Origin of the sequence: Streptomyces sp. NRRL F-5123, assembly GCF_000721495.1 — a bacterium.
Taxonomy (GTDB): domain Bacteria; phylum Actinomycetota; class Actinomycetes; order Streptomycetales; family Streptomycetaceae; genus Actinacidiphila.
This window is the reverse complement of the sequence record NZ_JOHY01000097.1, coordinates 1-23947: the sequence shown is the minus strand read 5'-3', so window position 1 is coordinate 23947 and position 23947 is coordinate 1. Positions and strand designations below refer to the sequence as shown.

Annotated in this window: 18 protein-coding genes and 3 pseudogenes; 11 read left to right on the top strand and 10 right to left on the bottom strand. The window is 74.4% G+C overall.

Translation table 11 applies throughout. The features are described from left to right. Window positions 1–239: 239 nt before the first annotated feature. A pseudogene (locus tag IH54_RS0137525) lies at window positions 240–863 on the bottom strand (TIGR04282 family arsenosugar biosynthesis glycosyltransferase); the annotation flags it as partial. Continuing rightward, window positions 860–1597: a glycosyltransferase family 2 protein gene (locus tag IH54_RS0137520; protein ID WP_052398320.1), complete on the bottom strand. Its 738-nt coding sequence runs from the start codon at window positions 1595–1597 to the stop codon at window positions 860–862. The pseudogene IH54_RS0137525 and the gene IH54_RS0137520, both read right to left, overlap by 4 nt. A gap of 492 nt (window positions 1598–2089) precedes the next feature. Here IH54_RS0137520 and IH54_RS0137515 point away from each other — a divergent pair. The 6 genes and pseudogenes from IH54_RS0137515 to IH54_RS0137490 all read left to right on the top strand — a co-directional run. Continuing rightward, window positions 2090–2854, top strand: a pseudogene (locus tag IH54_RS0137515) (response regulator transcription factor); the annotation flags it as partial. 242 nt (window positions 2855–3096) lie between these two features. Next, window positions 3097–4215 (top strand): sensor histidine kinase, encoded by a 1119-nt coding sequence (locus IH54_RS0137510; protein ID WP_031525724.1) that lies wholly within the window; start codon window positions 3097–3099, stop codon window positions 4213–4215. Window positions 4216–4307: 92 nt separating this feature from the next. Further along, entirely contained in the window at window positions 4308–5519 is a 1212-nt protein-coding gene (locus IH54_RS0137505; protein WP_031525722.1) for a helix-turn-helix domain-containing protein, read from the top strand. 342 nt (window positions 5520–5861) lie between these two features. After that, window positions 5862–6368 carry a hypothetical protein gene (locus tag IH54_RS0137500; protein WP_199923531.1) on the top strand — a complete coding sequence of 169 codons (507 nt, stop codon included), beginning with the start codon at window positions 5862–5864 and terminating at the stop codon, window positions 6366–6368. Continuing rightward, complete coding sequence (locus IH54_RS46425) at window positions 6365–6529, top strand: hypothetical protein (protein ID WP_199923530.1); 165 nt, start codon at window positions 6365–6367, stop codon at window positions 6527–6529. The genes IH54_RS0137500 and IH54_RS46425 overlap by 4 nt, the downstream gene beginning before the upstream one ends. A gap of 66 nt (window positions 6530–6595) precedes the next feature. Next, window positions 6596–7405 carry an aminoglycoside phosphotransferase gene (locus IH54_RS0137490; protein ID WP_052398318.1) on the top strand — a complete coding sequence of 270 codons (810 nt, stop codon included), beginning with the start codon at window positions 6596–6598 and terminating at the stop codon, window positions 7403–7405. Window positions 7406–7534: 129 nt separating this feature from the next. On the opposite strand, the gene IH54_RS0137485 is transcribed toward IH54_RS0137490, so the two are convergent. After that, entirely contained in the window at window positions 7535–8596 is a 1062-nt protein-coding gene (locus IH54_RS0137485; RefSeq protein ID WP_031525715.1) for an NAD-dependent epimerase/dehydratase family protein, read from the bottom strand. A gap of 290 nt (window positions 8597–8886) precedes the next feature. On the opposite strand from IH54_RS0137485, the gene IH54_RS0137480 reads away from it, so the two are divergent. Continuing rightward, window positions 8887–9795: an SMP-30/gluconolactonase/LRE family protein gene (locus tag IH54_RS0137480; protein WP_052398317.1), complete on the top strand. Its 909-nt coding sequence runs from the start codon at window positions 8887–8889 to the stop codon at window positions 9793–9795. Window positions 9796–9803: 8 nt separating this feature from the next. On the opposite strand, the gene IH54_RS0137475 is transcribed toward IH54_RS0137480, so the two are convergent. The 5 genes and pseudogenes from IH54_RS0137475 to IH54_RS0137450 all read right to left on the bottom strand — a co-directional run bounded on the left by IH54_RS0137475 (window position 9804) and on the right by IH54_RS0137450 (window position 15852). Further along, on the bottom strand, window positions 9804–9998 hold the full coding sequence (locus IH54_RS0137475) for a DUF6191 domain-containing protein (RefSeq protein ID WP_031525710.1): 195 nt from the start codon (window positions 9996–9998) through the stop codon (window positions 9804–9806). 747 nt (window positions 9999–10745) lie between these two features. Beyond that, window positions 10746–11655 (bottom strand): annotated as a pseudogene (locus IH54_RS44100) (silent information regulator protein Sir2); the annotation flags it as partial. Window positions 11656–12532: 877 nt separating this feature from the next. Further along, window positions 12533–13516: a threonine ammonia-lyase gene (locus IH54_RS0137465; RefSeq protein WP_031525707.1), complete on the bottom strand. Its 984-nt coding sequence runs from the start codon at window positions 13514–13516 to the stop codon at window positions 12533–12535. Window positions 13517–14208: 692 nt separating this feature from the next. Further along, complete coding sequence (locus IH54_RS42250) at window positions 14209–14535, bottom strand: putative quinol monooxygenase (RefSeq protein WP_052398316.1); 327 nt, start codon at window positions 14533–14535, stop codon at window positions 14209–14211. 483 nt (window positions 14536–15018) lie between these two features. Continuing rightward, window positions 15019–15852: a hypothetical protein gene (locus IH54_RS0137450; RefSeq protein WP_234344252.1), complete on the bottom strand. Its 834-nt coding sequence runs from the start codon at window positions 15850–15852 to the stop codon at window positions 15019–15021. A gap of 247 nt (window positions 15853–16099) precedes the next feature. On the opposite strand from IH54_RS0137450, the gene IH54_RS0137445 reads away from it, so the two are divergent. Then, complete coding sequence (locus IH54_RS0137445; RefSeq protein WP_031525700.1) at window positions 16100–17017, top strand: NADP-dependent oxidoreductase; 918 nt, start codon at window positions 16100–16102, stop codon at window positions 17015–17017. 21 nt (window positions 17018–17038) lie between these two features. Here the strand turns inward: IH54_RS0137445 and IH54_RS0137440 are convergent, their stop codons facing one another. Continuing rightward, a complete protein-coding gene (locus IH54_RS0137440; RefSeq protein WP_031525698.1) occupies window positions 17039–17617 on the bottom strand; it encodes a Uma2 family endonuclease in 579 nt (192 codons plus the stop codon). A 337-nt stretch (window positions 17618–17954) separates the two neighbouring features. Here IH54_RS0137440 and IH54_RS0137435 point away from each other — a divergent pair, with 337 nt between their 5' ends. Further along, complete coding sequence (locus tag IH54_RS0137435; RefSeq protein WP_031525695.1) at window positions 17955–18689, top strand: D-Ala-D-Ala carboxypeptidase family metallohydrolase; 735 nt, start codon at window positions 17955–17957, stop codon at window positions 18687–18689. A gap of 206 nt (window positions 18690–18895) precedes the next feature. After that, the gene (locus IH54_RS0137430) at window positions 18896–21154 is read left to right on the top strand and encodes a glycoside hydrolase family 3 N-terminal domain-containing protein (protein WP_199923529.1); all 2259 of its coding nucleotides are present in this window, start codon (window positions 18896–18898) and stop codon (window positions 21152–21154) included. Here IH54_RS0137430 and IH54_RS0137425 read toward each other — a convergent pair. Next, window positions 21151–22764: an MFS transporter gene (locus IH54_RS0137425; RefSeq protein WP_078862819.1), complete on the bottom strand. Its 1614-nt coding sequence runs from the start codon at window positions 22762–22764 to the stop codon at window positions 21151–21153. The two genes, IH54_RS0137430 and IH54_RS0137425, sit on opposite strands and share 4 nt — an antisense overlap. A 152-nt stretch (window positions 22765–22916) precedes the next feature. Here IH54_RS0137425 and IH54_RS0137420 point away from each other — a divergent pair, with 152 nt between their 5' ends. Then, entirely contained in the window at window positions 22917–23666 is a 750-nt protein-coding gene (locus IH54_RS0137420) for a TetR/AcrR family transcriptional regulator (RefSeq protein WP_078862818.1), read from the top strand. Window positions 23667–23947: the final 281 nt, after the last annotated feature.

Below are 23947 nucleotides of genomic sequence, written 5' to 3'. Positions count from 1 at the left end.
GGCCCCCCACCGCCCGCAGCGGGCCCGGACCACGCGGCATCCGGCCCACACCCCCCAGACGGAACCGGCAAACCGTCCGGCCGAACCTGCCCAAGCCCCACCGCACACCCGGCAACCCCGGGCCCCGCAACGTCCGACCTGCACCCTCCACACACCTGGCCAGGCCCCACCGCACACCCAGCAGCCCCGGGCCCCCCACCGCCCCCCGCGGGTCCGGCGGTTGCGGGTCCGGCAGCCTCCGCCGCTGTCCGGGTCGCCGTCAACCGGGCGTGCAGCGCCGCGAAATGGCCGCCCGGGGTCAGGGACGCGACCGCCGCGGCGTCCGCGGCCGTGTCGACGTCGCGGAGGGTCGGGAGCCGGCCGGTCCGCAGGCCCGCCGCGTGGAGGCGGGCCGCCAGCACCGCGCCCGTCTCCGCGACGGACATCGGCACGCCGAGCAGCAGCGCGGGGTCGGGGACGGCCAGGCCCAGCGCCCAGAAGCCGCCGTCCGCGGCGGGGCCGAACCACGCGTCGTACGTGCCGAAGTCCGTGCCCGTACGCAGCAGCGCGGGCGTGACCTGCGGGGTGTCCATGCCGATCAGCAGCGCCGGCCCCGCGCACGCGGCGAATGCCGCGGCCAGCCGCGCGTCCAGCCCGCCCGCGCACTGCGGGACGACGGTGAACCCGTCCGGCACCCACTCCCCCGGCCGCCCGTCGAGCACCAGCACCCGCCGCCGCGCGGGCGTCGCCGCGACCGCGGCGAACGTGTCGGCGAGCGAGGCCGCCGCGAGAGCCGCGGCCTCGCCCGCCGAGAAGTCCGGCATGAGCCGCGTCTTCACCCGCCCGGCGACGGGTTCCTTGGCGATCACCAGGACGTCCGTCACCGCCCGCCCCCTCCCGATCCGTCGCCGCCCGGGAGCGTCCCGTCCGCCCGGCCCGCCTGCCGCGGCACCGCCGCACCGGGCGCGTACGGGGGCTCCGCCAGGACCGCGCGCATGTCGCGCACCGCGTGCCAGGTGCCGCGCCAGGTGCCCGTCACCTTGGACCTGCCCTCCCGGGGGAGGTAGGGGACGTCCCGCTCGCGTACCCGCCAGCCCGCGTCGGCGGCGCGGACCACCGTCTGGAGGGGGTAGCCGCTGCGGCGGTCGGTCAGGCCGAGGGCGAGGAGGGATTCGCGGCGGGCGGCGCGCAGCGGGCCGAGGTCGTGCAGCCGCAGCCCCGTACGGCGGTGGAGGAGGACGGAGAGGGCGAGGTTGGCCGCGCGGGCGTGGGCGGGCCACGCGCCGCGCGCCACCGGACGGCGGCGGCCGAGGACGAGGTCGGCCTCCCCGCCCGCGACCGCCCGGACGAAGCCGGTGAGCAGGCCGGGGTCGAGGCTGGCGTCGCAGTCGCAGAAGCACACGATGTCGGCGGTCGAGGCTCGCAGCCCGGCGTGGCAGGCCGCTCCGTACCCGCGCCTCGGCTCGTGGACGACGACCGCGCCCAGGCCCCGGGCGATCTCCGCCGACCCGTCGCGCGAACCGTTGTCCACGACCACGGCCCGCCACCCGGCGGGGATACGTCCGAGAACCCAGGGCAGCGCACCGGCCTCGTCCAGGCAGGGGAGGACGACGTCCACGACGGCCGGCGGAGCGGCGGCGTCCGCGACGGCCGGCGGAGCGGCGGCGTCCGCGACGCCGGGGGCGGCGGCGGGCACGTCGGCGTATCCGGCAGCGGGCACCACGGCGCCCCCTCCTGGGTCCGCGGCGGCGCCCGCGACGAACGGCACGGCAGGCACCGGGCCAAGGCCCCCGGCATCGGGCGCGCCTGCCGCAAGCCGCATCCCAAAGCCCACGGTGGCGTCCGCGGCAGCCGACGCCACAACCGACACGGCAGCCGACTCGGCAACGTCAACGACAACGGACAGGGCGGCGTCGTCCACGCCGGGGGCCGGGACAGGATCCGCGACGGTTCGTACGGTGGCGTCCACACGGTGAGATCTCACGTCTGCCACCGTAGGAATTCCCGGCGGACATAGCGGACACGGACTCCTTACGAAACGCGGACGCCGGGCCCCCGGCGCCCCCCGGGGGGGAGCCGGTGGACGCGCCCCGGTGCGAGGCTGGAGGGCATGAGTACGCCAGCAGCACCGGCCCGGATCCTGGTCGTCGACGACGACCCGACCGTCGCGGAAGTCGTCACCGGCTACCTGCGCCGGGCCGGCCACACCGCCCTGCACGCCCCCGACGGCCCCACCGCGCTGGCCGAGGCCGCCGCCGGGGCGGTGGACCTCGTCGTCCTGGACCTGATGCTGCCCGGCATCGACGGCCTGGAGGTGTGCCGGCGGCTGCGGGCCGACCGCCCGCTGCCGGTGATCATGCTCACCGCGCGCGGCGACGAGGAGGACCGCATCGCCGGCCTCGAAATGGGCGCGGACGACTACGTCACGAAGCCGTTCAGCCCGCGCGAGCTCGTCCTGCGGGTGGACTCCGTGCTGCGCCGCGCCCGCTCCGGCCCGGGCACCCCGGCCGGCCCCGCGGGCGTGCTGCGCGCGGCCGGGCTCACCCTCGACACGGACGCCCGGCGCGCGGCGAAGGGCTCCGCCGAACTGACCCTCACCCTGCGCGAGTTCGACCTCCTCGCCTGGTTCCTGGCCCACCCCGGCCGCGCCCACAGCCGCGAGGAGCTGATGCGGGTGGTGTGGGGCTGGGAATTCGGCGACCTGTCCACGGTGACCGTCCACGTCCGCCGCCTGCGCGCGAAGATCGAGGACGACCCGGCGGCCCCCCGCCTGATCCGTACGGTGTGGGGCGTCGGCTACCGCTTCGACCCTCCGCCGGGCGGCACGGCTGCGGCATCCGCCTCCGACGCCCCCGGCAACCCCAGCCCCGCGCCGCCCCCGCCGCACACCGGCCCCCGGGCCCCGGGCGAGGGCTCCCGGCATTCCGGCGGACGGCCGGAGGCGGAGGAGGCGGAGGAGGCGGTCCGGCGCCTCCCCGCCGAGCCCCCCGCCGGGGGCGGTGGCGGCGGCACGGCCGTCCCCGCTCACCCCGCGCGCACGGGCGCCGACGCCAGAACACCCCCGGCGGGCGACCGGCGGCCGGCCGCCGTCCAGGGCCCCGGCGAGGGGGAGGCCTCGTGAAGGACATCCTCCTCATCGCCCTCTTCGCGCTCGGCGGCGCGGCGTGCGCCGGGCTGTCGGGCGCGATCGCACTGCGCCTCGTCCGGCACCGCTCCGTCGCCGTGTCGCTCGCGGTCGTCGCGGTCGTGGCCGTCACGACGATGCTGGGCGGCACGCTGGCCGTGGCGCAGGCGATGTTCCTGTCGCCGCACGACCTGCGGGTCGTCACCCTCGTCGCGGCCATGGCCGCGGTCGTCTCGCTCGCGACCGCGCTGCTCATGGGGCGCTGGGTGGTCGCCCGCAGCCGGGCGCTGACGCTCGCCGCGCGCGCCTTCGGGGACGGCGGCAGCTTCGCCGCCCCTCCCGTCGCGGCGACCGCCGAACTCGCCGCGCTCACCCGCGAGCTGGCCGCCACCAGCGACCGCCTGGCCGCCTCGCGCGAGCGGGAGCGCGCCCTGGAGTCGTCGCGCCGCGAGCTCGTCGCGTGGATCTCGCACGACCTGCGCACCCCGCTCGCCGGGCTGCGCGCGATGGCCGAGGCGCTGGAGGACGGCATGGCGGACGACCCCGCCCGCTACCACCGGCAGATCCGTACCGAGGTCGAGCGGCTCAACGGCATGGTCGGCGACCTCTTCGAGCTGTCCCGCATCCACGCGGGCGCCCTCACCCTCACCCCGAGCCGGGTCTCGCTGCGCGACCTCGCCGCCGACGCGATGCTGGGCGCGGATCCGCTGGCGCGCGAGCGCGGGGTGCGGCTGGTGGGCGACCGCATCGCCCATGTACCCGTCGAGGTGGACGGCAAGGAGATGACGCGGGTGCTCGCGAACCTGCTGAGCAACGCGATCCGGCACACCCCGCCGGACGGCACCGTCGCGGTGTCGGTGAGCCGCCACGACGGTACGGCGCTGCTGTCCGTGACGGACGCGTGCGGGGGCATTCCCGAGCAGGACCTTCCGCGGGTGTTCGACACGGGGTGGCGGGGCACCCCCGCCAGGACCCCGCCCTCCGGGGCGGGCCTCGGCCTGGCGATCGTCCGCGGCATCGTCGAGGCCCACGCGGGCCGCGCCGACGTCCACAACGTCCCCGGCGGCTGCCGCTTCGAGGTGGCGCTCCCCCTGGGCGCACCCCTTCCCTGACGGGGGACCTGCTGCCGTGGCCTGGGTGATCGCTCGGTCGTCGGGCCCGACTGGCGTACCGTGGAGGGACCATCCTTTGCCCGGGGGTAGACGTGGGCGTATTCGAGTCCGGAATCGGCGACCGTGTGGTGGAGTTGCGGCTCCGGCGGAACTTCACGCAAGAGGAACTGGCCCATGAGGCCGGGGTCTCGGTTGATGTGGTGCGGAAACTGGAGCAGGGGCGGCGGACATCGGCGAGGTTGACCACGATCAACGCCTTGGCCAGAGCACTGGACACGGAGCCTTCGTTTCTCGTGGGTCAGCCTTCGACGTTCGAGGCCAGTCGTCACACGGAATCGGAGCTGCCTTCGGTGCTTGCCCTGCGGCAGGCGGTGTCTCCTCTTTCGGATCTCATGGGTGGAGAGGCAGACCCGGAAGATCCGCCGACACTTGCGGAGCTGCAAGCGTCGCTCGCATCAACTGAGGTCATCCGGCGTGAGGGCCGCATGGGCGAGATCGGGAAGCTCTTGCCGGTGTTGATCCGCGACGCGCGTGCTGTCGTTCACGCCTCCACCGGTTCCGACGCTGCCGCGGCGCAATCGGTCCTGGCCGTGGCGTACCAAGTGGCTGCCACTACCTTGACGGCCCTCGGCAAAGAGGATGCGGCCTTTACGGCGATGGAACGTTCTTGGACGGCGATAAGGCACTGTGACGACCCGGACCTGGAGACGCTCGCCGCTTCCACACTGTCGTGGATCTTCACCAAGCAGGGCAGGCTCGACGATGCCGAGCGCGTTGCCATACTGCGGGCTGAACAGATCGAACCGGATTTCCGGTCCGCCCCCGAGGACCTGGCGCTGTGGGGTGTGCTGCTCCTGCGCGCGGCCACAGCAGCGGTAAGGCAGGAGCGCCAGGTCAGCGATCTGCTGAACATGGCCACCGGTGCGGCAGCAAGCATCGGCGCGGATCTGATGGTGTACGCGACTCCCTTCGGCCCGACAAATGCCGGAGTGGCGAAGGTGAACTTCCTCGTCGAATTGGAACGCAGCGACGAGGCGATTCGCGCCGCGCGTGCGGTTCCGGACCTCGGTTCCCTGCCGCCGACGTGGCGGGCTCGATTCCATGTCGACCGGGCCTTGGCCTACTTCGACCTCGACGACGACGTGGCTGCGGCCCGGGCGCTGTTGCTGGCTGAGCAGAACGCCCCTGAGTGGATGCGCTATCACTCCACATCACGCCGCCTGGTGGAGGATCTGCGCGGTCGGGTTCGACGCCGGGATGCGCCGGTATTGGGCCTGGCGGATCGCCTCGGACTCATCGGGTAGGACGCTGTGCCCTACTTGATCGCAAAGGTAGGGCAATACGGCGCTGTGACGGGCGGTCAGCAGTTTCTAGCGTGTGCCTCAGTAGACCCCCGCGGCCGTGAAGTCGGCCCGGGGGCGTGGCTCGACGCTGAATGGGAGCGCCAAACATGCGTGACTTTGTCGGACTTCGGTTCGAGCGAGTAATGAGCGTCTTCGGCCCGATCAATGCTCGCGTGTGGGTGGCGCGCTGATGAGCATGCGACTGCTGCCCTGGTCCGGCGAGGGCGGGAAGTCGTCCTATACGGGGCGACCGCCGGCAGCTTCGACGCGCTCACGCGCAAGCGCGGGGCGTTCAATCTGCTGGTGCGCGGACTTCGGGCCGCAAAGGCCGCGGGCGTCGCGGTGGAAATCGCGCTCATCATCACCAAGCGCAACGCCCACGAGGTATCGGCGATGCGGGCCATTGCCGAAAAGTACGCGACCTCGTTCACCGAGTACGCCAACATCTCCCCCACCTACGAGGGAACACCCGGCCCGCTCGCCGTCCAGGCGCCCGGATGGCTCGACAAGTCGGAGGTCTTCAGGGGCTGCCCGGCCGGCCACACGTTCTTCCACGTGGACCCGCACGGCTTCGCCACCATGTGCAAAGTCGGCCGGGAGAACCCCGTCAACCTCCTGACGGAGGGCCTGGACGGCCTCGTGCGTCTGCCCGGTATCGCAGACGCCCAAATGCTTCGCTCCGGTGGCTGCAGCGGCTGCCGACTCTCGGACACCTGCCGGGTATGTCGGCCGCTGGCAAGGGTCTACCAGGCAGCGAAGGCACCGCTCGAAATCTACTGCCAACACGGAAACGGAGATGATGCGCCATGACGGCTGTAGCCGTGGAGATCACCACTCGACCCCCGGTCGACAAGCCCACCCCTGTGACAGGAGTGGCTCCCGAGCCGACCGAGCTGGTCTTCGTGGATGATGTGGAGACCCTGACCGCAGGGGCCGTGCCGGGCTGCGGCGACGACAACCCGTACAACTGATCCCTCACCATTGGCGGGCCGGTCCGCGCACCGGTCCGCCAGTCCGTCCACGACGAGAGCGCAAGAGTGACGACCGCACGCATCGCCTTCGCCGTCCTTCCTTCGCGCTTGATCGCCGGGATCGAGGCCCGCACGGGGCCGATCACCGAGGTGGCGTCGGTACGAGAGGGGTACAACAGCGAGATTGCGGCGCGCATCCGATGTGCGACCGGGAGCTATTTCGTCAAGGGCCTCCAGGAGAGCCACAAACGCGCGTGGACGCAGGCACGAGAGGCAGAGATCAACCCGCACGTGGCCGGACTGTCATCGGCTCTCCGCTGGCACCTCACCGACTGCGGCTGGGATCTGCTGATCTTCGAGGCCCTGGACGGCCACCACGCCGACTACTCCCCCGGGTCGCCGGATCTGCGTGCTGTTGCCGCACTTCTCACGTCCGTAGCGAGAACGCCCTGTCCCGACCTCGGTCTGCGGCCCGTGAGCGATCGCCTCAAGGGCTACGTGTCCAAGCCGTCCGACACATCCCGCTTCGAGGGTGACGCGCTGGTGCACACCGACCCGAACAGCACCAACGTGATCGTGACGGGCTCTGCCGCCAAGTTGGTCGACTGGGCGTGGGCCTCTCGGGGGGCGGCGTGGCTGGACGCCGCCTACTGGGTCATCTGGCTGGTGGCCACCGGCAAGCACAGCCCGGCGTCGGCGGAACGGTGCGCCTCCGGCGTTCCGGGCTGGCGCGCGGCGCCGTCGGTGGCAGTCACCGCCTTCGCCGAGGCCAAGGCGAACTACTGGGACGAAGTCGCCGGGCCCGACCCCGACCCCTTTGCGGCGGGCGTACGGGCGGCGGCCTGCCAGTGGGCGGAGTACCGCCGCGGCGCCTAGTGGGTCGGCGGCGGGTCGTACAGGAGGGGTGGCGGGGCAGCCTCGCGGTGGGGCGCGCGACCGGCCCAACGGTGGAAGGCGGGGCGACCCACCGCAAGCCGCGCTCCCACCGCCCCCGGGCGGGGAAGCTCAGCCCGCGGCCGGTTCGCGCAGCCGGGCGGTGGCGAATTCGGTGACACCCGCCGCGAAGGCGACCTGCGGGGTCCACGCGAGGTCGCGGCGGGCGGCGGCGGAGTCCGCCGTGATGTGGCGGACGTCGCCGAGGCGGTATTCGCCGGTGGTCACCGGGGAGGGGCCACCCGCCGCCGAGGCGAGGGCCGCGGCGAGTTCGCCCACCGTGCGGGGTGAGCCGCTGCCGATGTTGTAAGGGGTACAGGCACCCGCGGGCCTCCCGTCGAGCGCGGCGAGCGCCGCGACGTTGGCCGCCGCGGCATCCGTGACGTGGACGAAGTCCCGCCGCTGGCGGCCGTCCTCGTAGACCCGCGGCGCCTCGCCCCTGGCCAGCGCGGAGCGGAAGAAGGACGCGACGCCCGCGTAGGGCGTGTCCCGCGGCATGCCGGGCCCGTACACGTTGTGGTAGCGCAGGGCCACCGCCCGCCCCCCGGTCGCGCGGGCCCAGGATCCGGCGAGGTGCTCCTGCGCGAGCTTCGTCGCCGCGTAGACGTTACGCGGGTCGGTGGGCGCGTCCTCGGCGACGAGACCGGGCAGCAGCGGCGCCCCGCACCGCGGGCAGGGCGGTTCGAAGCGCCCTGCGTCGAGGTCCACTGCCCGGCGCGGGCCGGGGCGTACGGTTCCGTGCTCGGCGCATTCGTAGCGGCCCTCCCCGTACACGACCATCGACCCGGCCAGGAGCAGTCGCCGTACACCCGCCTCGGCCATGCCTGCCAGCAGGACGGCGGTGCCGAGGTCGTTGCAGGAGACATACGCGGGGGCGTCGTGGACCCCGGAGCCGAGGCCGACCATGGCCGCCTGGTGGCACACGGCGTCCACGCCGCGCAGCGCGGCCCGTACCTCCTCGGCGTCCCGGACGTCGCCGTGCCGGAATGCGGCACCCGCCGGGATCTCGGGCGTACGGGGGTGGGCGGCGGGCAGCAGGGCGTCGAGCACGAGCGGCTCGTGGCCCTCCGCCGCGAGGGCCGTGACGATGTGGGAGCCGATGAACCCGGCTCCGCCGGTGACGAGGACGCGCATGCCCCGCACGCTAGGCGCCCCGCCCGCCGCCGGGGTGTCCCGGCGCCCGCCCGTAAGCCTTCCGTCAGATCCCGCGGCCTTCCGTCAGATCCCGCCCGGACCCGGGCACCCGCATCCCGGAGCCGCTGACCGGCGGACCCGCGGGATCCCGCCGCGAACGGGTCGGGTACGGTACGCGGTTGTCCGAAGCCGTCGTCCGGGAGCGGCTCTCCGAGAGCGGCTGTCCGGAACCGCCGGTGGGCACCGCGTCCGGTCCGGCCGACCGCGCCCCGGCGGATGGGAGCCGTCCTGTGAGCACCACCCCTGCCGATTCCCCCGCCCCCGGCGCCGTGGGCGTCTTCTCGGCCGGGCGGCACCGGCTGGGCGAAGGCCCGCTGTGGGATCCGCGCACCCGCACCCTGCACTGGGTGGACATCGTCGCGGGCGAGGTGCTGAGCCGCCCCGAGGACGCGGATGCCGCCCGGGTCACCGGGGTCGGCACCGACGTCGGCTGCCTCGGGCTGACCGCCGACCCGCAGGTCCTGGTCGCGGCGCTGCGCACGGGCTGGCATCTGCTGGACCTGCGCACCGGCGCGCTGCGGCTGCTGGCCGACCCCGAGCCCGGCCGCCCGTCGTCCCGCTTCAACGACGGCGCCGTCGATGCGGCCGGGCGCTTCTGGTCCGGCACGCTGGAGGACGACCCGCCCGGCCCGGACGGGCGCCTGCACGTACTGGGCGGCGACGGCTCGTACCGTACGGCCGCAGGGGGCTTCCGGTGCGCGAACGGCATCGACTGGTCACCCGACGGCCGGTGGATGTACGTCGTCGACTCCGGCCGCGACCGCGTCCACCGCTACGCCTTCGACGCCGCGACCGGCGCGCTCGGCGCCCGCGAGGTCCTCGCCGACACCACCGCACTGGACGGCATCCCGGACGGGCTGCGGGTGGACGCGGCCGGCGACGTGTGGTGCGCGTTCTGGGACGGCGCCCATCTCACGCGCTTCGCCCCGGACGGCACCGTGCGCGAGCGCGTCGAGCTGCCCGTGCTGCGGCCGACGAGCATCGCCTTCGGCGGCCCGGACCTGCGGACGATGTTCGTCACGTCCGCCGCCCGCGGTCTGACCGCCGAGCAGCTGACGCGATGGCCGCTGTCGGGCGCGCTGCTGCGCCGTGACGCCGCGGTGCCGGGGCTTCCCGCCCACCACTTCGGCGCTGCGTAGCCGTTCGGTTACGACGTGCTCGCGGGGGCGTCCTCCGGGGAGGTGCGCTGCGCGCGCATCACGACCTTGCCGGACGAGAGGTCTATCGGGCCGCGGGCGGGGTCGCCGTTGCCCTCCTCGTCGCGGAACAGCTCCAGGCGGTTGCGCTCGTCGTCCGTGTGCTTGCGGGACGGCGCGAACAGATCTTCCAGGATGTTGAACATGCGGACCTCCCGGGAGCCGACCGGCAGCAGGCGCTGTCCACCACAGGCTACGCCCGAAACGGCGCGGACGGCCGGGCCGCAATTCCCGTGGCCCGGCCGCCCGCACGCAGTGCGACGACCCGGTTACGCCGTGGTGACCACGACGTTGTCGAAGTCGGCGGTGCCCTGGTACGTGCTCAGGCCCGCCGCGCCGGAGGTGAACGTGCCGTCGCTCGCGCTCACCACGGACGCGCCGTTGACGTAGCCGGTGAGCGTGCTGCCCTGGGCGGACAGCCGCACGGTGTAGGCGGTGCCGGTGTCGACCGTGAAGGACGCACTGGCCAGCACCTTGCTGGTACCGCCCGAGACGCGGCGGATCTCGGCCTTGTTCGCGTCGCGCAGCACGAGCGCGTAGTAGTCGGAGGCGTCCTGCGCGCGGGCCAGGACGGCGACGTACTCGCCGGAGCCGTCGAAGAGGGTGGGCTTGACGGAGGCCTGCACGCTCTGCGCCGTCCAGCCCGGCGACCCGGCCAGCGCGACCGCGGTGCCGGCCACGGTGGACTGGGTGAGGACGTGCGAGCCGGCCGAGCGCACCGCCCACGAGCCGCCGGCGGTGGTCCAGCCGCTCGCGTTGCCGTCCTCGAAGTCGTCGCTGAGCAGGGTGCCGCCGGTGGGCGGGGTGGTGGGCGGCGTCGTCGGGGGAGTGGTGGGGGGAGTGGTCGGGGGCGTCGTCGGCGGGGTCGTGGGCGGGGTCGTGGGCGGGGCTTGGCCGCCGAAGGTCACCTTGAGGGTGCCGTCGGAGGCGAAGGACCAGTTGAGGGCGCCGTCGTAGGAGGAGCAGCGGGAGCCGTTGGTGCCGCTCCAGAACTGGTTGGAGCTGTCGGCGTCGCCCACTGTCTTGTCGTTGCTGCCGCTGCCGCTGCGGCAGGACGTGTTGCTGCGGAAGACCGAAGTGCCCGCGTCGAAGGAGAAGTTGCGCTCGGTGTTGTCGATGCTGACGTTGCCCGAGATCGTCATCGTGCCGGGGGGTGACCGGGCCGATCGGGCCGGTGTCGGTCTTGGTGTAGAGGTCCCAGCCGTCGTCGATGTTGTTGTGCGACACGTCGTAGCGGAAGACGTTGCCGGTGCCGGTGGTGAGCTTGGCGGCGAAGCCGTCGGCGTCCTCGCCGTCGCTGTCGGCGTTGTCGTGCGACTCCGAGCTGATGACCAGGTTGTTCGACGGCCACTTGTCCTGCGGGGTGCTGGACGCGATCCGGCCGAGCTGGAGGCCCGAGTCGCGGTTGAAGGCCGTCACGGTGCGCTCGATGACGTTGTTGCTGCCGCCGACGTAGATGCCGTTGTCGCCCGCGCGCTGCACGGTGAGCCCGTAGACGTGCCAGTACGACGCCATGAGCGCAAGGCCGCGGTTGGCCGGGTCCTCGCTCTGCGCGGAGAAGTCCAGCACCGGGGTCTCGCCGGGGTAGGCCGACAGCTCCTTGAGGGCGCCGGAGGAGCCGTTGTTGCCGTCGGCGATGGTGACGGTCTGCGCGTAGCTGTACGTGCCGCCGCGCATGTAGATGGTGCCGCCCGCGGTGATCCGGCTGATCGCCGACGTGAGGGTGGTCGGCGCGGACTGCGTACCGGCGGCGCCGTCGGTGCCGCCCGGGGCGACGTACAGCGCGTTGGCGTTGAGCTGCGGCTGCGCTTGCGGCTGCGCCGCCTGCGACACGCCGGGGTGCAGGGCGAGCAGCCCCGCGGCCGCGAGGCCCGCGGCGGCGACCCCGGCCGCGGCCTTGGCGCGAACGTCGCGCCGGTGGGGGGAGGGGGAGGGGGAGGTGCTGGTGTGTTTCACGGTGCTGATACCTCTCGTCCGAAAGGTGCGTGGGGGGTGAGCTGCCCGGGACGTGGCGCGGGCAGCTCGAATCAGCGTGCATGAAAGCGATTACTAGCGCAGGCGCGCACGAAAAGGCGGCACTGACCCCGCCATTGCCGCGCCAGCGCGGCGACCGCCTGCCAACGTAGCAAGCGCTTGCTGCCCCGTCAACGAAGTGGCGATGCTCTGTGCTCCGCTGGGTTGGGGGGTGCTCGGCGCGGCGGCGCGGGCGGAACGCGCGGGCAGCGCGGCGCGGGCGGAACGCGCGGGCAGCGCGGCGCGGGCGGAACGCGCGGGCAGCGCGGCGCGGGCGGAACGCGCGGGCAGCGCGGGGCGAGTGCAACTCGGCCCGCGGGGCCGAAACAGGTACCGCCGGGGCGACGGGCAGGTGCGGAGGGAGCGGGTGCGGCGGAAAGGCGGCTCGGGGCGGAGCCGGTCGGCCGCCGGGACGGGGCGGGGCGCTGCTCACCGTCCCCCGAGCAGGGTTCAGGCCACAACTCGGGCGACGCGGCAGCGCCGGGCGAACGCACACGCACCGCGGGCCGCACGACAACAGCGGCGCCCGGCAAGCCCGACCCGCCGCGCAGGGCCTGAGCAAGTGCGGCCCGCGGGACGGGCAGGTGCGGCGGAAAGGCGGCTCGGGGCGGAGCCGGTCGGCCGCCGGGACGGGGCGGGGCGCTCCTCACCGTCCCCCGAGCAGGGTTCAGGCCAAGGCGGCGGTGGCCCCCGTACCCACCCACCCACGATAGGCGGCCATGTCGACGTTGCTGCCGCACACGATCGTGGCCACGTGGCGCCCGGCGAAGCGGTCGCGGTCCTCCAGGATCGCCGCGACGCCGAGGGCGGCGGAGGGTTCGGCGACGAGGCCGGCGTGGTCGAAGAGCATCCGCATCCCGGTGACGATCGACGACTCCCGGACCAGGACGGCGTCGTCGGCGGCCAGGAGGAGGTCGTCCAGGACGGCCGGGATGGGGTGGCGGCCGGCGACGCCGTCGGCGATGGTCACGGCCGTGTCGGTGCTGACGACGCGGCGCTGCCGCCACGAGAGCGTCAACGCCGGGGCGCCCAGCGGCTGTACGCAGATCACCTCGGTGCCGGGCACCAGGGCCTTCAGCACGTGCCCGACGCCGGTGGCCAGCGCACCGCCGCCGAGCGCGATCAGGACGGCGTCGAACGGCTCGGCCGCGTCGGCGAGTTCGAGGCCGATGGTCGCCGCGCCCTCGCACGTCTCGATGTCGAGGCTGTCCTCGACCAGCCGTATGCCGTCGCGGCGTGCGGTGTCCGCGGCGCGCTCGCGCGCCAACTCGTGGTCTCCGTCGACGAGTTCGAGCGTGGCGCCCAGCGCGCGGATGCGGTCGAGCTTGGCCGCGGTCGCGTGGCGGGACGCCACGACGGTGACGTCGAGCCCGCGGCGCCCTCCGGACCAGGCGAGGGCCTGCCCGAGGTTGCCCGCGCTGGCGCACACCGCGGCCCCCGCCCCCTCCCCCGCGAGCCGGCTCGCGACCAGTTCCGTACCGCGGCCCTTGAAGCTGCGCACGGGGTTGGCCGTTTCGAGCTTGACGCTCACCGCGCAGCCGAGCGCGGGCGCCAGCGCGTCGCAGCGGTAGAGCGGGGTGTCGAGGAAGACGGGGTCGATGACCCGGCGCGCCGCCCGGATCCGGTCGAGGTCGAGGCGTGTCTGCTGCATGACACGGCAGCGTAGGGGCGGGGACGGCGGGCCCGCCCGGCGGATCGGACTCCGCCGGGCGGCCCCGGGCCGTGAGCGGCCGTCAGCCGCGCTCAGTCGCACCGCCCGCACACGTGCCCCCGCCGTACGACGGACCGGGAGGCGACCGGCGCCGCCGCGCGCGCCCACCGGTCGCGGGGAGCGCGGTGCGGGGCCGGACCGTACGGCGACTGCCAGGCGGGCCGCCCGGTCCGGCCGCGGTCGGCCCGGTCGCGACGGCGCCCGGCCCGCGGGCCCGCCGCCGGGAGGGCGAGCACGGCGACGCACCGCAGGCACCCGCCGGGGCCCTCGTGGCCCGTGCCGGGAAGGAAGGCGCGGCCCGTCCGGAGGCGCCCGGGGGCACATCCGCGGCAGCGGTGGAGAACGTTCAGCAGGCAGGCGGGCACGCCCACCCCAAGGGTCGTGGACACAGGGATACACCGTTTCCAGTGAGAGAACCGCAGCGGAGAGCAGCGCGGCGCACGGACGCGACGCGCGACGGATTCAGCGCTCGGGGTGTCTCACGAGGTGTACAACGGCGTGTCCTTCACAAGGCGGGCTGCTGCGGCCACCGGCACGCTAGCACCGAGGGGAGACCGGCTCCACGGATTTGCCGGGGAGGAGCGGCGGTCAGGCCCCGCCGCTACGGTCGCGCACGTGCACAGCCGCGGCGGTCAGGCCCCGCCGCTACGGTCGCGCACGTGCACGGCGTGCCCGTAGCACCCCTCGGGCGGCGCGGCCAGCAGCGGCGGAACCCGCGCGCTCACCGCCGCGACCGGCGCGGAGCGGGTGGTGGCGTCGTGCGCGTCCTTGTCTGCCCACAGCTGCGTCAGCCACAGCGTGTCCGGGTCGTCGAGGGCCTCGTTGACGCTGTACGAGAGCAGCCCGCAGTCCTCGCCGCCCGCACGAAGGCCCTCCACGAGCACGGCGACCAGCTCGTCCCGCCGCCCCGGCAGCGCGGTCATCCGCCCGTAGACGCTGAACGCCTTCCCCTCGGCCATCCTGCTCCCCCTTCGCCCGCCGCGGGCCCGCCGCCCGGCGGCGCGCCGGGGCCGAGCCTACCGACCGCGAGCGCGGGTCGCCCTCGCGCCCGGCGCGCAGGCCGCCCCCGTACCGGAGTCCGGGGCGCCGTTGCCCTGCTCCGGCGGCGGAGAGAGTACTGGGCTTCGTGGTCGACGCGGATCACGGGGAGTACGCCGCGGAGGCGGACCTCGACAGCCCGACCGGCGAACTCACCTTCTCCAGCCCGGGAGTCGAGCTTGCCGACGGGCCGGGCCCGGCCGTCCCCCGGGGCGCTGCGCGCCCGGATCTGCTGCCTCCTGTCCGAACCTCCGCCGTGCCGCCACCGGGCGGGGCCTCGGCGACCGCTTCCTCCACCGGATCGGCCTGTGGCCGTACGACCGGCCGCGGGGACTCGCCGTCCGCAAGCAGGGCCCGGTCGTGTGGGCGGGTGAGGGGCTTCGATTCGGATCCCCGCCCCCGCGTCACTCCGCGCAGCCCAGGCGGTGGGTGGACAGGGCCAGGTCGTCCAGGCGCAGGTCGTAGGAGGACGGGGTGGGGCCGGGCTGGTAGAGCTGCCAGCCCATGCGGACGGTATCGATGCGGGGGAGGACGAAGTCGACCGGGTTGCCGCCGTGGGCGGTGGTGTCGACGGTGAGGTCGGGGTGTGCGCGGCCGTCGAGCCAGACCGAGACCTGGTTGTCCGACGCGTCGAGCCGCCACTCGACGCACGTCCAGCGGCCGGCCTCCGCGGGGGAGGCCGCCTGCCAGTTCGTCCAGTCGCCGGTCGGGCCGCCGTCCGAGCCGACGCCCCACAGGTCCGTACCGCCGCCCACGGTGGGCACGTACTGGCCGCCGATCGGCCGGACCACGCTGCCGTCGCCCGTGCCGGTGGCTTCCACGAGGGTGAAGTGGGCCCAGTCCGGGGCGGACGGCAGCGCGTCGATCCGTACCCGCATCCGGCCGTAGAAGCTGTTGCGGGGCGCCGAGAGGCCGGTGACCTCGACGAACGCGTGCCCGTTGCCCTCGGTGCGGACATGCAGCACCTGCCCGGCCCGGTGGCCGCGGCCGTGCGCAGTGTCCCGTTCCACGGCGACGGTGCCGTTCGCCGCGTTCACCCCCCAGCCGTGCCCGGTGGTGGCGCCGCGCGGCAGGGCCTCGAAGTCCTCGCAGAACAGCAGCGTGCCGCGGGCGTCGGCGCAACTGCCGTGCGGGTGCGCGGGGGCGCCGCTCGCGGTGGCGGCCGAGCCGATGACCGCGAGTGCCAGTGCGCCCGCGAGCGCGGCCGCCCTGCGCGTCATGACGGTGATGTGCCCCACGGCTCCTCCGGTAGGTAGGCGAACGGTCCGGCCGCGCAGCACCCTAGGGCGGGCGGGACGCGGCCGCCAGGGTGCCTACGGTCAACGGGCCCGCGCGGCACGGTGGTTGGGCAGCGGGGCGGCCGTGCGGGAAGCAACTCCGCTCCCGGGACGTTGAGCGCGGTGGCACCGTCGGCACGCGGCCGTCCGGCGCGGAGCCGTCGGGACCTGTCCGGCCGACGAGATGACGGGATGCGGTGGCCACGCGATGAAGGCAGTGCGCTTCCACGAGTACGGCGGGATCGGCGTGCTGCGCGTCGAGGACGTGGAACGCCCTGTGCCCGGCCCCGGCCAGGTGCTGGTCGAGGTGCGTGCCGCCGGGATCCAGCCCGGCGAGGTGATGATCCGCGAAGGCGCGCGGCACCGCCGCTGGCCGGCGGTCTTCCCCTCCGGGCAGGGCAGCGACCTGGCGGGCGTCGTGGTGGAGGCCGGCCCGGAGGTACGCGGCTTCGCGGTGGGCGACGAGGTGCTGGGCTTCACCCACCGCAGGGCGAGCCATGCGGAGTTCGTCGTGGTCGACGACGTGCACCTGGTCGCCCGCCCCGAGGGGCTGCCCTGGGACGTGGCCGGGGCGCTGTACGTGGCCGGTACGACCGCCTACGCCACGGTGTTCGCGGTGGACCCCGGGCCGTCCGACACCGTCGTCGTCTCGGGCGCGGCGGGTGGCGTCGGGGCGCTCGCGGTCCAGCTGGCACACCGCCGGGGCGCCACGGTGATCGGGCTCGCCGCCGAGCGGAACCACCCGTGGCTCAGGGACCACGGGGTCGTCCCGGTCGCCTACGGGCAGGGCGCGGCCGAGCGGGTCCGGCAGGCCTCCGGCGGCGCGGTCGACGCGTTCATCGACACCTACGGCGACGGTTACGTGGACCTGGCGGTCGAACTGGGCGTACGCCCCGAGCGGATCAACACGATCCGGGACTGGCAGGCGGCGGCCCGTGTCGGCGCCCGCACCTACGGCGAGGGCGCGGCGGCCTCCGCGGTCGTCCTCGGCGAACTGGCCCGGCTCGCCGCCCGCGGCGAACTGGACGTCCCGATCGCCGCCACCTACCCGCTGGCACGGGTCCAGGACGCCTTCCGCGACCTGGAGGGCCACCACGCCCCCGGCAAGGTCGTCCTCCACCCCTGACCGCCGCCCCGCACTTCCGCGTCAGCGCACCCAGTCCTTCAACGGCTCGGTGTCCAGGGTGATCCCCACGGGCTCGGGCAGTGTGACCGTCCTGCCGAAGGAACGCCGGGCGACGTTGCCGTACGCGCCGTCCTCGGGCTCGCTGAACACCAGCAGCTCGCACGACTCGCGGTCGACGAGCAGGTACACCGGGATGCCGGTCTCGGCGTACGCGCGCGGCTTCTCGTCGCGGTCCCGCTTGTCGGTGTCGTTGTCGTACGACGTCACCTCGACCACCGTCACCACCTGGTCGGCGGCCGCCCACTCCCCCTGGCCGGCAAAACTGCCTTTCGATGCCAGGGTCCCGTCCGGCTTCGCGCGACCCCTGCGGTACGTCTCCACCTTCAGGCCGCGTTCCGGGTAGAGCCACAGGTCGGGGCGCTGCTGCACGCAGTGCTCCATGACCCGGCGGACGATCTCGTCGTGATCCCCGTCCGGCGCGGCCTTGGCCCCTGGCTTCCCGTGGACGAACTCCAGCCGAACGCCCTCCCGCTCGGCACCGGCAGCGATGCGCTCGAACTCCTCGGCGGGCATCCGGGGGCGATCCTCAGCGACGGTCATCGCGCACCTCCGTCCTCCGCGTCCGCGCCCGGGAACACCGGCACGCGTCCAGCCCAGGTCTCGGCGGCCACCAGGACGGACACGCGGCCGGACCGCGCGGCGGCGGCGTGGGGCGGCCGGGCTCCGGCGGTCGGTGCGGGGCGAGCCGGGCGCGGGGTGCGGGTGTGCGGGGCGCGGGTGTGCGGAAATACGCGAGGGCCGTGCGTTCCGCACAAGCTCGGCCGCGACGTGCAGGGTTGACGCATCGTCGCAGGTCACAGCCGGTTGACGCGCGTTGATTCGCTCGGGCAGTCTGATGCCCGTCCGGTTCCCGTCCCCACGAGCCACAGGAGTTGCCATGCTGAGACGCGCGCTGCGCCCCCTGCTCACATTTGTCATGCTCTTAACATTTACTTGCGCCGGGACCGCCCTCACCGCGGGCACCGCGCACGCCGACGAGTGCTACACCTGGGGGCGCACCCTCTCGCAGGGCGCGAGCGGCGAGGACGTCCGCCAGCTCCAGATCCGCGTCGCCGGATATCCGGGGTACGGCGCGGTGCTCGCGATCGACGGGCAGTTCGGGCCCGCCACCAAGTCGGCCGTCATCCGCTTCCAGCAGGCGTACGGGCTCGGGGCCGACGGGATCGCCGGCGCGCAGACGTACGGCAAGATCTACGCGCTGCAGGACGCCGACTGCACGCCCGCGCACTTCGCGTACAGCGAGCTCAACAACTGCAACTCCACCTGGGCGGGCGGGGCGGTGAGCGCCGCCACGGCCCGCTCCAACGCGCTGCGCCTGATGTGGCAGCTCGAAGCACTGCGGCACGCCCTCGGCGACCGCCCCATCACCATCAGCAGCGGCTTCCGCTCCTACTCCTGCAACAGCGCGGCGGGTGGCGCGTCCAACAGCAACCACCTGTACGGCAAGGCGGCCGACCTCACCGGCACGCCCAGCTACTGCTCCCTCGACCTCGAAGCCCGCTACCACGGCTTCAGCGAGATCCTCGGCCCCGGCTACCCCGGCCACAGCACGCACGCCCACGTCGGCGACCAGGGCTCCCGCTACTGGTCCGCCTCGCAGTGCGGCATCTGACCCACCCGGTGACCTGCCCGGCCCCGCGGGCCGCTCCGCGACACGGGAGCGGCCCGCGTTGCCGGCTCGGGCCCGCGGCATACGGGGCAGGTCCCCGCGGAGCCGGTCCGCGACCTTGACAGCGGCAGGCGGGCGCTGGCCTTATCTATGGGAGCGCTCCCATACTCCATCGGGCCCCCACGGGCCTCCCCCCACACGGAGTTCCCATGCCAAGCACAAGCAGCACCAGCAGGACGCGCAGCCGTCCGCACCACAGCAGAGCGGCCCTCGCCTTCGGCGCCGTGCTCGCGATGCTCTCGCTCACCACCGCCGCGGTGCACGCCTCGGGCGCGCAGGCGCGCGGCAGCGCGCAGGCCGCCGGGCTGCCGTACCAGGACCCGTCGCTGCCGGTCGCGCAGCGCGTCGACGACCTGCTCGGGCGGATGTCGCTCGACGAGAAGATCGGGCAGATGACGCAGGTCGACCGCACCGCGCTGGCCGCGGCCCCGAACGACCTCGCCGCCTACCGCATCGGCTCGGTGCTGTCGGGCGGCGGGTCGGCGCCGAGCCCGAACAGCGCCGGCTCGTGGGCCGACATGTACGACGGCTTCCAGCGCACCGCGCTCAGCACACCGCTGGGCATCCCGATGATCTACGGCATCGACGCCGTGCACGGCGACAACAACGTCTACGGCGCCACGATCTTCCCGCACAACATCGGCCTCGGCGCGACGCGCGACGCCGGCCTCGTGCAGCAGATCGGGCACGCGACCGCCGAGGAGGTGTCGGGGACCGGCATCGACTGGGACTTCGCGCCCTGCCTGTGCGTGGCGCGCAACGACCGCTGGGGGCGCACGTACGAGTCCTTCGGCGAGACGCCCGACCTGCCCTCGCAGATGACGTCGGAGATCACCGGCCTCCAGGGCGAGACGCTCGGCGGGCCCGCCTCCGTACTGGCCACCGCCAAGCACTACATCGGCGACGGCGGCACGGACGGCGGGGTCAACGAGGGCAACGCCACGCTGACGGAAGCGGAGTTGCGGGCGATCCACCTGCCGCCGTTCAAGGCCGCGGTGGACCGCGGGGTCGGCTCGGTCATGGTGTCCTACAGCAGCTGGAACGGCGTGAAGGACCACGCCAACCACTACCTGATCACCGACCTGCTCAAGGGCGAACTCGGCTTCTCCGGCTTCGTGGTGTCGGACTGGGCGGGCGTCGACAAGATCGACGGCGCGCAGGGCTTCACGGCCGCCGAGGTCGCGACCGCCGTCAACGCGGGCATCGACATGGTCATGGTGCCGACCGACTACAAGGCGTTCGTGAGCGACCTGAGGAGCGACGTCTCCTCGGGGGCCGTGAGCACGGCCAGGATCGATGACGCCAACCGCCGCATCCTCACCAAGAAGTTCGAACTCGGGCTGTTCGAACATCCGTTGACCGACCGCTCGTACACCTCCACGGTCGGCTCCGCCGACCACCGGGCGCTGGCCCGCAAGGCGGTGCGCGAGTCGCAGGTGCTGCTCAAGAACGACGGCGGGGTGCTGCCGCTGGCGAAGTCGGCGAAGGTCTTCGTGGCGGGCAAGTCCGCGGACGACATCGGCAACCAGAGCGGCGGCTGGACGATCAGCTGGCAGGGCGCGAGCGGCGCGACGACGCAGGGCACGACGATCCTGCAGGGCATCAGGTCGGCCGTGAACAACTCCTCGCAGGTGACGTACAGCAAGACCGGCGACGGGATCTCGTCGGCGTACGACGTGGCCGTGGCCGTCATCGGCGAGACCCCGTACGCCGAGGGGCAGGGCGACCGCACCGGGTCGATGGGCCTGGACCAGACGGACCTGGCTGTGCTCGCCAAGCTCAAGGCGAGCGGCGTGCCGGTCGTGACCGTGCTGGTGTCGGGCCGCCCGCTCGACATCGCCGCCCAACTCCCGGACTGGAAGGCGCTGGTGGCGGCCTGGCTGCCCGGCACCGAGGGCAACGGCGTCTCCGACGTGCTCTTCGGCGACTACGCGCCCACCGGCAAGCTGCCGGTGTCGTGGATGCAGAGCGCGTCGCAGGAGCCGGTCAACGACGGCGACGGCAAGACCCCGCTCTTCCCGTACGGCTACGGGCTGACGTACGGCACCACCACGCCGCCCACCACCCCGCCGCCCACCACTCCCCCGCCCACCACGCCGCCCGCGGGCAGCGGCTGCACGGCCACCTTCACGCTGACCAACTCCTGGTCCGGCGGCTTCCAGGCGGACGTGAGCGTCACGAACAAGGGCGCCTCGGCGCTCGGCGGCTGGAAGGTGGCGTGGACGCAGTCCGGCGCGACGATCAGCAGTCTGTGGAACGGCACTCTCGCGCAGAACGGCAGCGCCGTCACGGTGACCAACGCGCCCTACAACGGGGCGGTGGCGCCCGGCGCCTCGGTCTCCTTCGGCTTCACCGCCAACGGGTCGGCCCCGTCACCGCTCCCCGTGCCGACCTGCACGGCCTCCTAGGCCGCCCCCGCCTCCCCGGCCACCGTGCCCGCAGGGCCTGTTCGGCCCGGCTCCCCCCCTCCGGGAGCCGGGCCGCTCCCGGTGCCGACCGGCTCCTTCCGGGCGGCACCGGTGCCTGTCGCCGTCACGCCGAGCAGCGCGACCAGCAGCCCGGCGGCGACGAACGCCAGCCCGGCGAGGAAGGCGGCGCTCATCCCGTGCACGGTCACGTAGTCGGCCGCCTCGTCCGGCGCGAGGTGCGCGGGGACGTGGTGGGCGGCCCGGCGGCCCGCCGTGCCGAAGACGGTCACCAGGACACTGAGCCCCAGCGCCGAGCCCAGCCACTGCGTCGACTCCAGCAGCGCCGAGCCGGCGCCCGACTCGGCCTCCGAGATCCCGCCCAGGATCAGTGAGTTGAGCGCGGTGAAGGCCGTTCCCGCACCCGCGCCGAACAGCAGGGTCGGGCCGAGCACACCGCCCGCGTACGTCGTCGACAGGTCCGTCCGCTCTGCGAGCCACAGCATGCCCGCCACCAGCATCGCGACGCCCGCAACGGCGACGGCCCGGTGGCCGAAGCGCCTGAGCAGCTGGGCCGCCGCGCCGCCCGCCGCCATCAGGCCCGCGGCCATCGGCAGGAAGCCGAGACCGGCCCGCAGCGGGCTGAAGTGCAGCACGTTCTGCAGGAGTTGGGTGAGGAAGAAGTTCATGCCCGCCATCGGGGCGGCGAGCACCAGCAGGCCGACGTAGCCGGCCGAGCGGTTGCGGTCGCGCAGCAGCCGCAGCGGGGTGAGCGGCTGCTCGGCCCGCCGTTCCGCGGCGGCGAAGGCGGTCAGCAGCACGACGGCGGCGGCGAAGAGGCCGTACGCGGGCCGGTCGCGCCAGCCGGTGGCGGCGATCCGCAGGAAGGCGTAGATCAGGGAGAGCATGCCGCCGGTGGACAGCAGCGCGCCGGGCAGGTCGAAGCGGCCCGGGACGCGCGGGGCCTCGTCGACGAAGAGCGGGGTGAGGGCGAGGACGGCGACGGCGATCGGCACCGTCACGAACATGACCCAGCGCCAGGACGCCCACGCCGTGAGCATGCCGCCCGCGACCAGGCCGAGCGCGAGGCTCGCCGCGTAGGAGCCGGCGACCGCGCCGAGCGCCCGGTCGCGCTGCCGCCCTGCCGGGAAGTTGCCGCTGATCAGGGCGAGCGCACTGGGCGCGGCGAGCGCGGCCCCGACGCCCTGCACGGCCCGCGCGGCCAGCAGCACGCCGGACGTCGGGGCGAGGCCGCCGGTCAGCGAGGCGAGGGCGAAGAGGGCGAGGCCGGCCGTGAAGACCCGGCGGCGGCCGAGCAGGTCGCCGATCCGGCCGCCGAGCAGCAGCAGTCCGCCGAAGGCGAGCATGTACGAACTGCCCACCCAGGCAAGGCCGGTGGGCGAGAAGTGCAGGGCGCGGTGGATGTCGGGCAGTGCGATGTTCACGACCGTCGCGTCGAGGCCGACCATGAAGTGGCAGCCGACGATGACGGCCAGGGCGGCGCCGGAGCGGCCCGGATACCGCGCGGCGCCGGCCCGCGGATCCGCAGCGGGCGCGCCCGAGCCCGGGTGGCCTAATGTTGCTCCGGACGACGACGACGGCGATACGGTCATGGATGCCCCCCGGGCGAACGGCACGGCGCGACTCCGCCGCGCACTTAGTGAACGTCGGCGTTCACTATCGCAGGGGGTGGTCCGCGCGCGCAACAACTCGCGCCGCGCGGGCGGGGGTTCAGGGCGGCACGGGGGACGAGGGGGACGCAGCGATGGAGCCGACGAGCACCCGCGACCTGCCCCGCGTACCCGGCACCGCGCACGCGCCCGGCACGGACCCCGGCCCCGGCCCCACCCGTGCGTCCGGCCCCCACCCCGCCCCGGGCACCGCCCACGCCGCAGGCCGCCCGGCCGCCGACGGAGGCCCCGAGGGCGGCCCCGCCCCCGTCCGCACGCGGCGCAGGGGCGGCGCGCTGCGCGCCGCCATCGTCGAGGCCGTCCTCCAGCAGCTCGCCGCCGCCGGCTACGACCGGCTCACCATGGACAGCGTCGCCGCCGCCGCCGGCACGGGCAAGGCCGCGCTCTACCGGCGCTGGGGCAACAAGGAGGAGCTGGTCGCCGACGCGCTCGGCTCCGTCCTGCCCGACCTGTCCGCCCTGCCGCTCGGCGGCACCGTGCGCGAGGACGTGCTGGCGCTGCTGACCGCCATGCGGGACGCGATGAACCTCGCCAACGGCGCCGCCTTCCAGAACGTCAAGCAGGAGGGCGGCGAGGACGCGTTCGGCAAGGTCTACGCGGTGATCCAGCACCGGGTGCTGGACGCCTGCCAGGAGGCCCTCCTCGGGGTGCTGCGGCGCGGCGCGGCGGCCGGCGAGGTCCGCCCCGCGGCGGTCAACGCCACGCTGGCCAACGCGGGCCCGGCGATGCTCATCCACTACGCCGTCACCCGCGGGTGCGAGGTGCCGGACTCCTACGTGACGTCGGTCGTCGACGACGTCGTCCTGGTCGCCGCCCTCCCCTGACCACCCCTCCCGTCGGGTGCCCGGCGCCGTCCCCCTCCTCCGGCGCCGGGCACCCGGCACAGAACCCGACGCCGAGCCCGGCACGACGGGCCGCCAGATTCCGGCCGTTGTCCGGAGCCGCCACCACTACGTGCGGCGGCGGCCGGGCACTCCCCCGCCAGGGGCCCGGCCGCCGCCCGTATCCGGGGCCCCGGCTGGTGCTGTGACCGGGAGGGTTTGCCGGTAGCTTGCGGCGTCCGGTGCGGTGCGTCGCAAGGCGCCGGATCGGCCTCGTAGTGGGC

Excerpts from the sequence above, each read along its gene's own strand:
- IH54_RS0137445 (WP_031525700.1), top strand. The coding sequence starts at position 16,100 with ATGAAGGCAGTGCGCTTCCACGAGTACGGCGGGATCGGCGTGCTGCGC.
- IH54_RS0137420 (WP_078862818.1), top strand. The coding sequence starts at position 22,917 with ATGGAGCCGACGAGCACCCGCGACCTGCCCCGCGTACCCGGCACCGCG.
- IH54_RS0137465 (WP_031525707.1), bottom strand. The coding sequence starts at position 13,516 with ATGCAGCAGACACGCCTCGACCTCGACCGGATCCGGGCGGCGCGCCGG.
- IH54_RS0137430 (WP_199923529.1), top strand. The coding sequence starts at position 18,896 with ATGCCAAGCACAAGCAGCACCAGCAGGACGCGCAGCCGTCCGCACCAC.
- IH54_RS0137440 (WP_031525698.1), bottom strand. The coding sequence starts at position 17,617 with ATGACCGTCGCTGAGGATCGCCCCCGGATGCCCGCCGAGGAGTTCGAG.
- IH54_RS0137475 (WP_031525710.1), bottom strand. The coding sequence starts at position 9,998 with ATGTTCAACATCCTGGAAGATCTGTTCGCGCCGTCCCGCAAGCACACG.
- IH54_RS0137435 (WP_031525695.1), top strand. The coding sequence starts at position 17,955 with ATGCTGAGACGCGCGCTGCGCCCCCTGCTCACATTTGTCATGCTCTTA.
- IH54_RS46425 (WP_199923530.1), top strand. The coding sequence starts at position 6,365 with ATGACGGCTGTAGCCGTGGAGATCACCACTCGACCCCCGGTCGACAAG.
- IH54_RS0137425 (WP_078862819.1), bottom strand. The coding sequence starts at position 22,764 with ATGACCGTATCGCCGTCGTCGTCGTCCGGAGCAACATTAGGCCACCCG.
- IH54_RS42250 (WP_052398316.1), bottom strand. The coding sequence starts at position 14,535 with ATGGCCGAGGGGAAGGCGTTCAGCGTCTACGGGCGGATGACCGCGCTG.
- IH54_RS0137485 (WP_031525715.1), bottom strand. The coding sequence starts at position 8,596 with ATGCGCGTCCTCGTCACCGGCGGAGCCGGGTTCATCGGCTCCCACATC.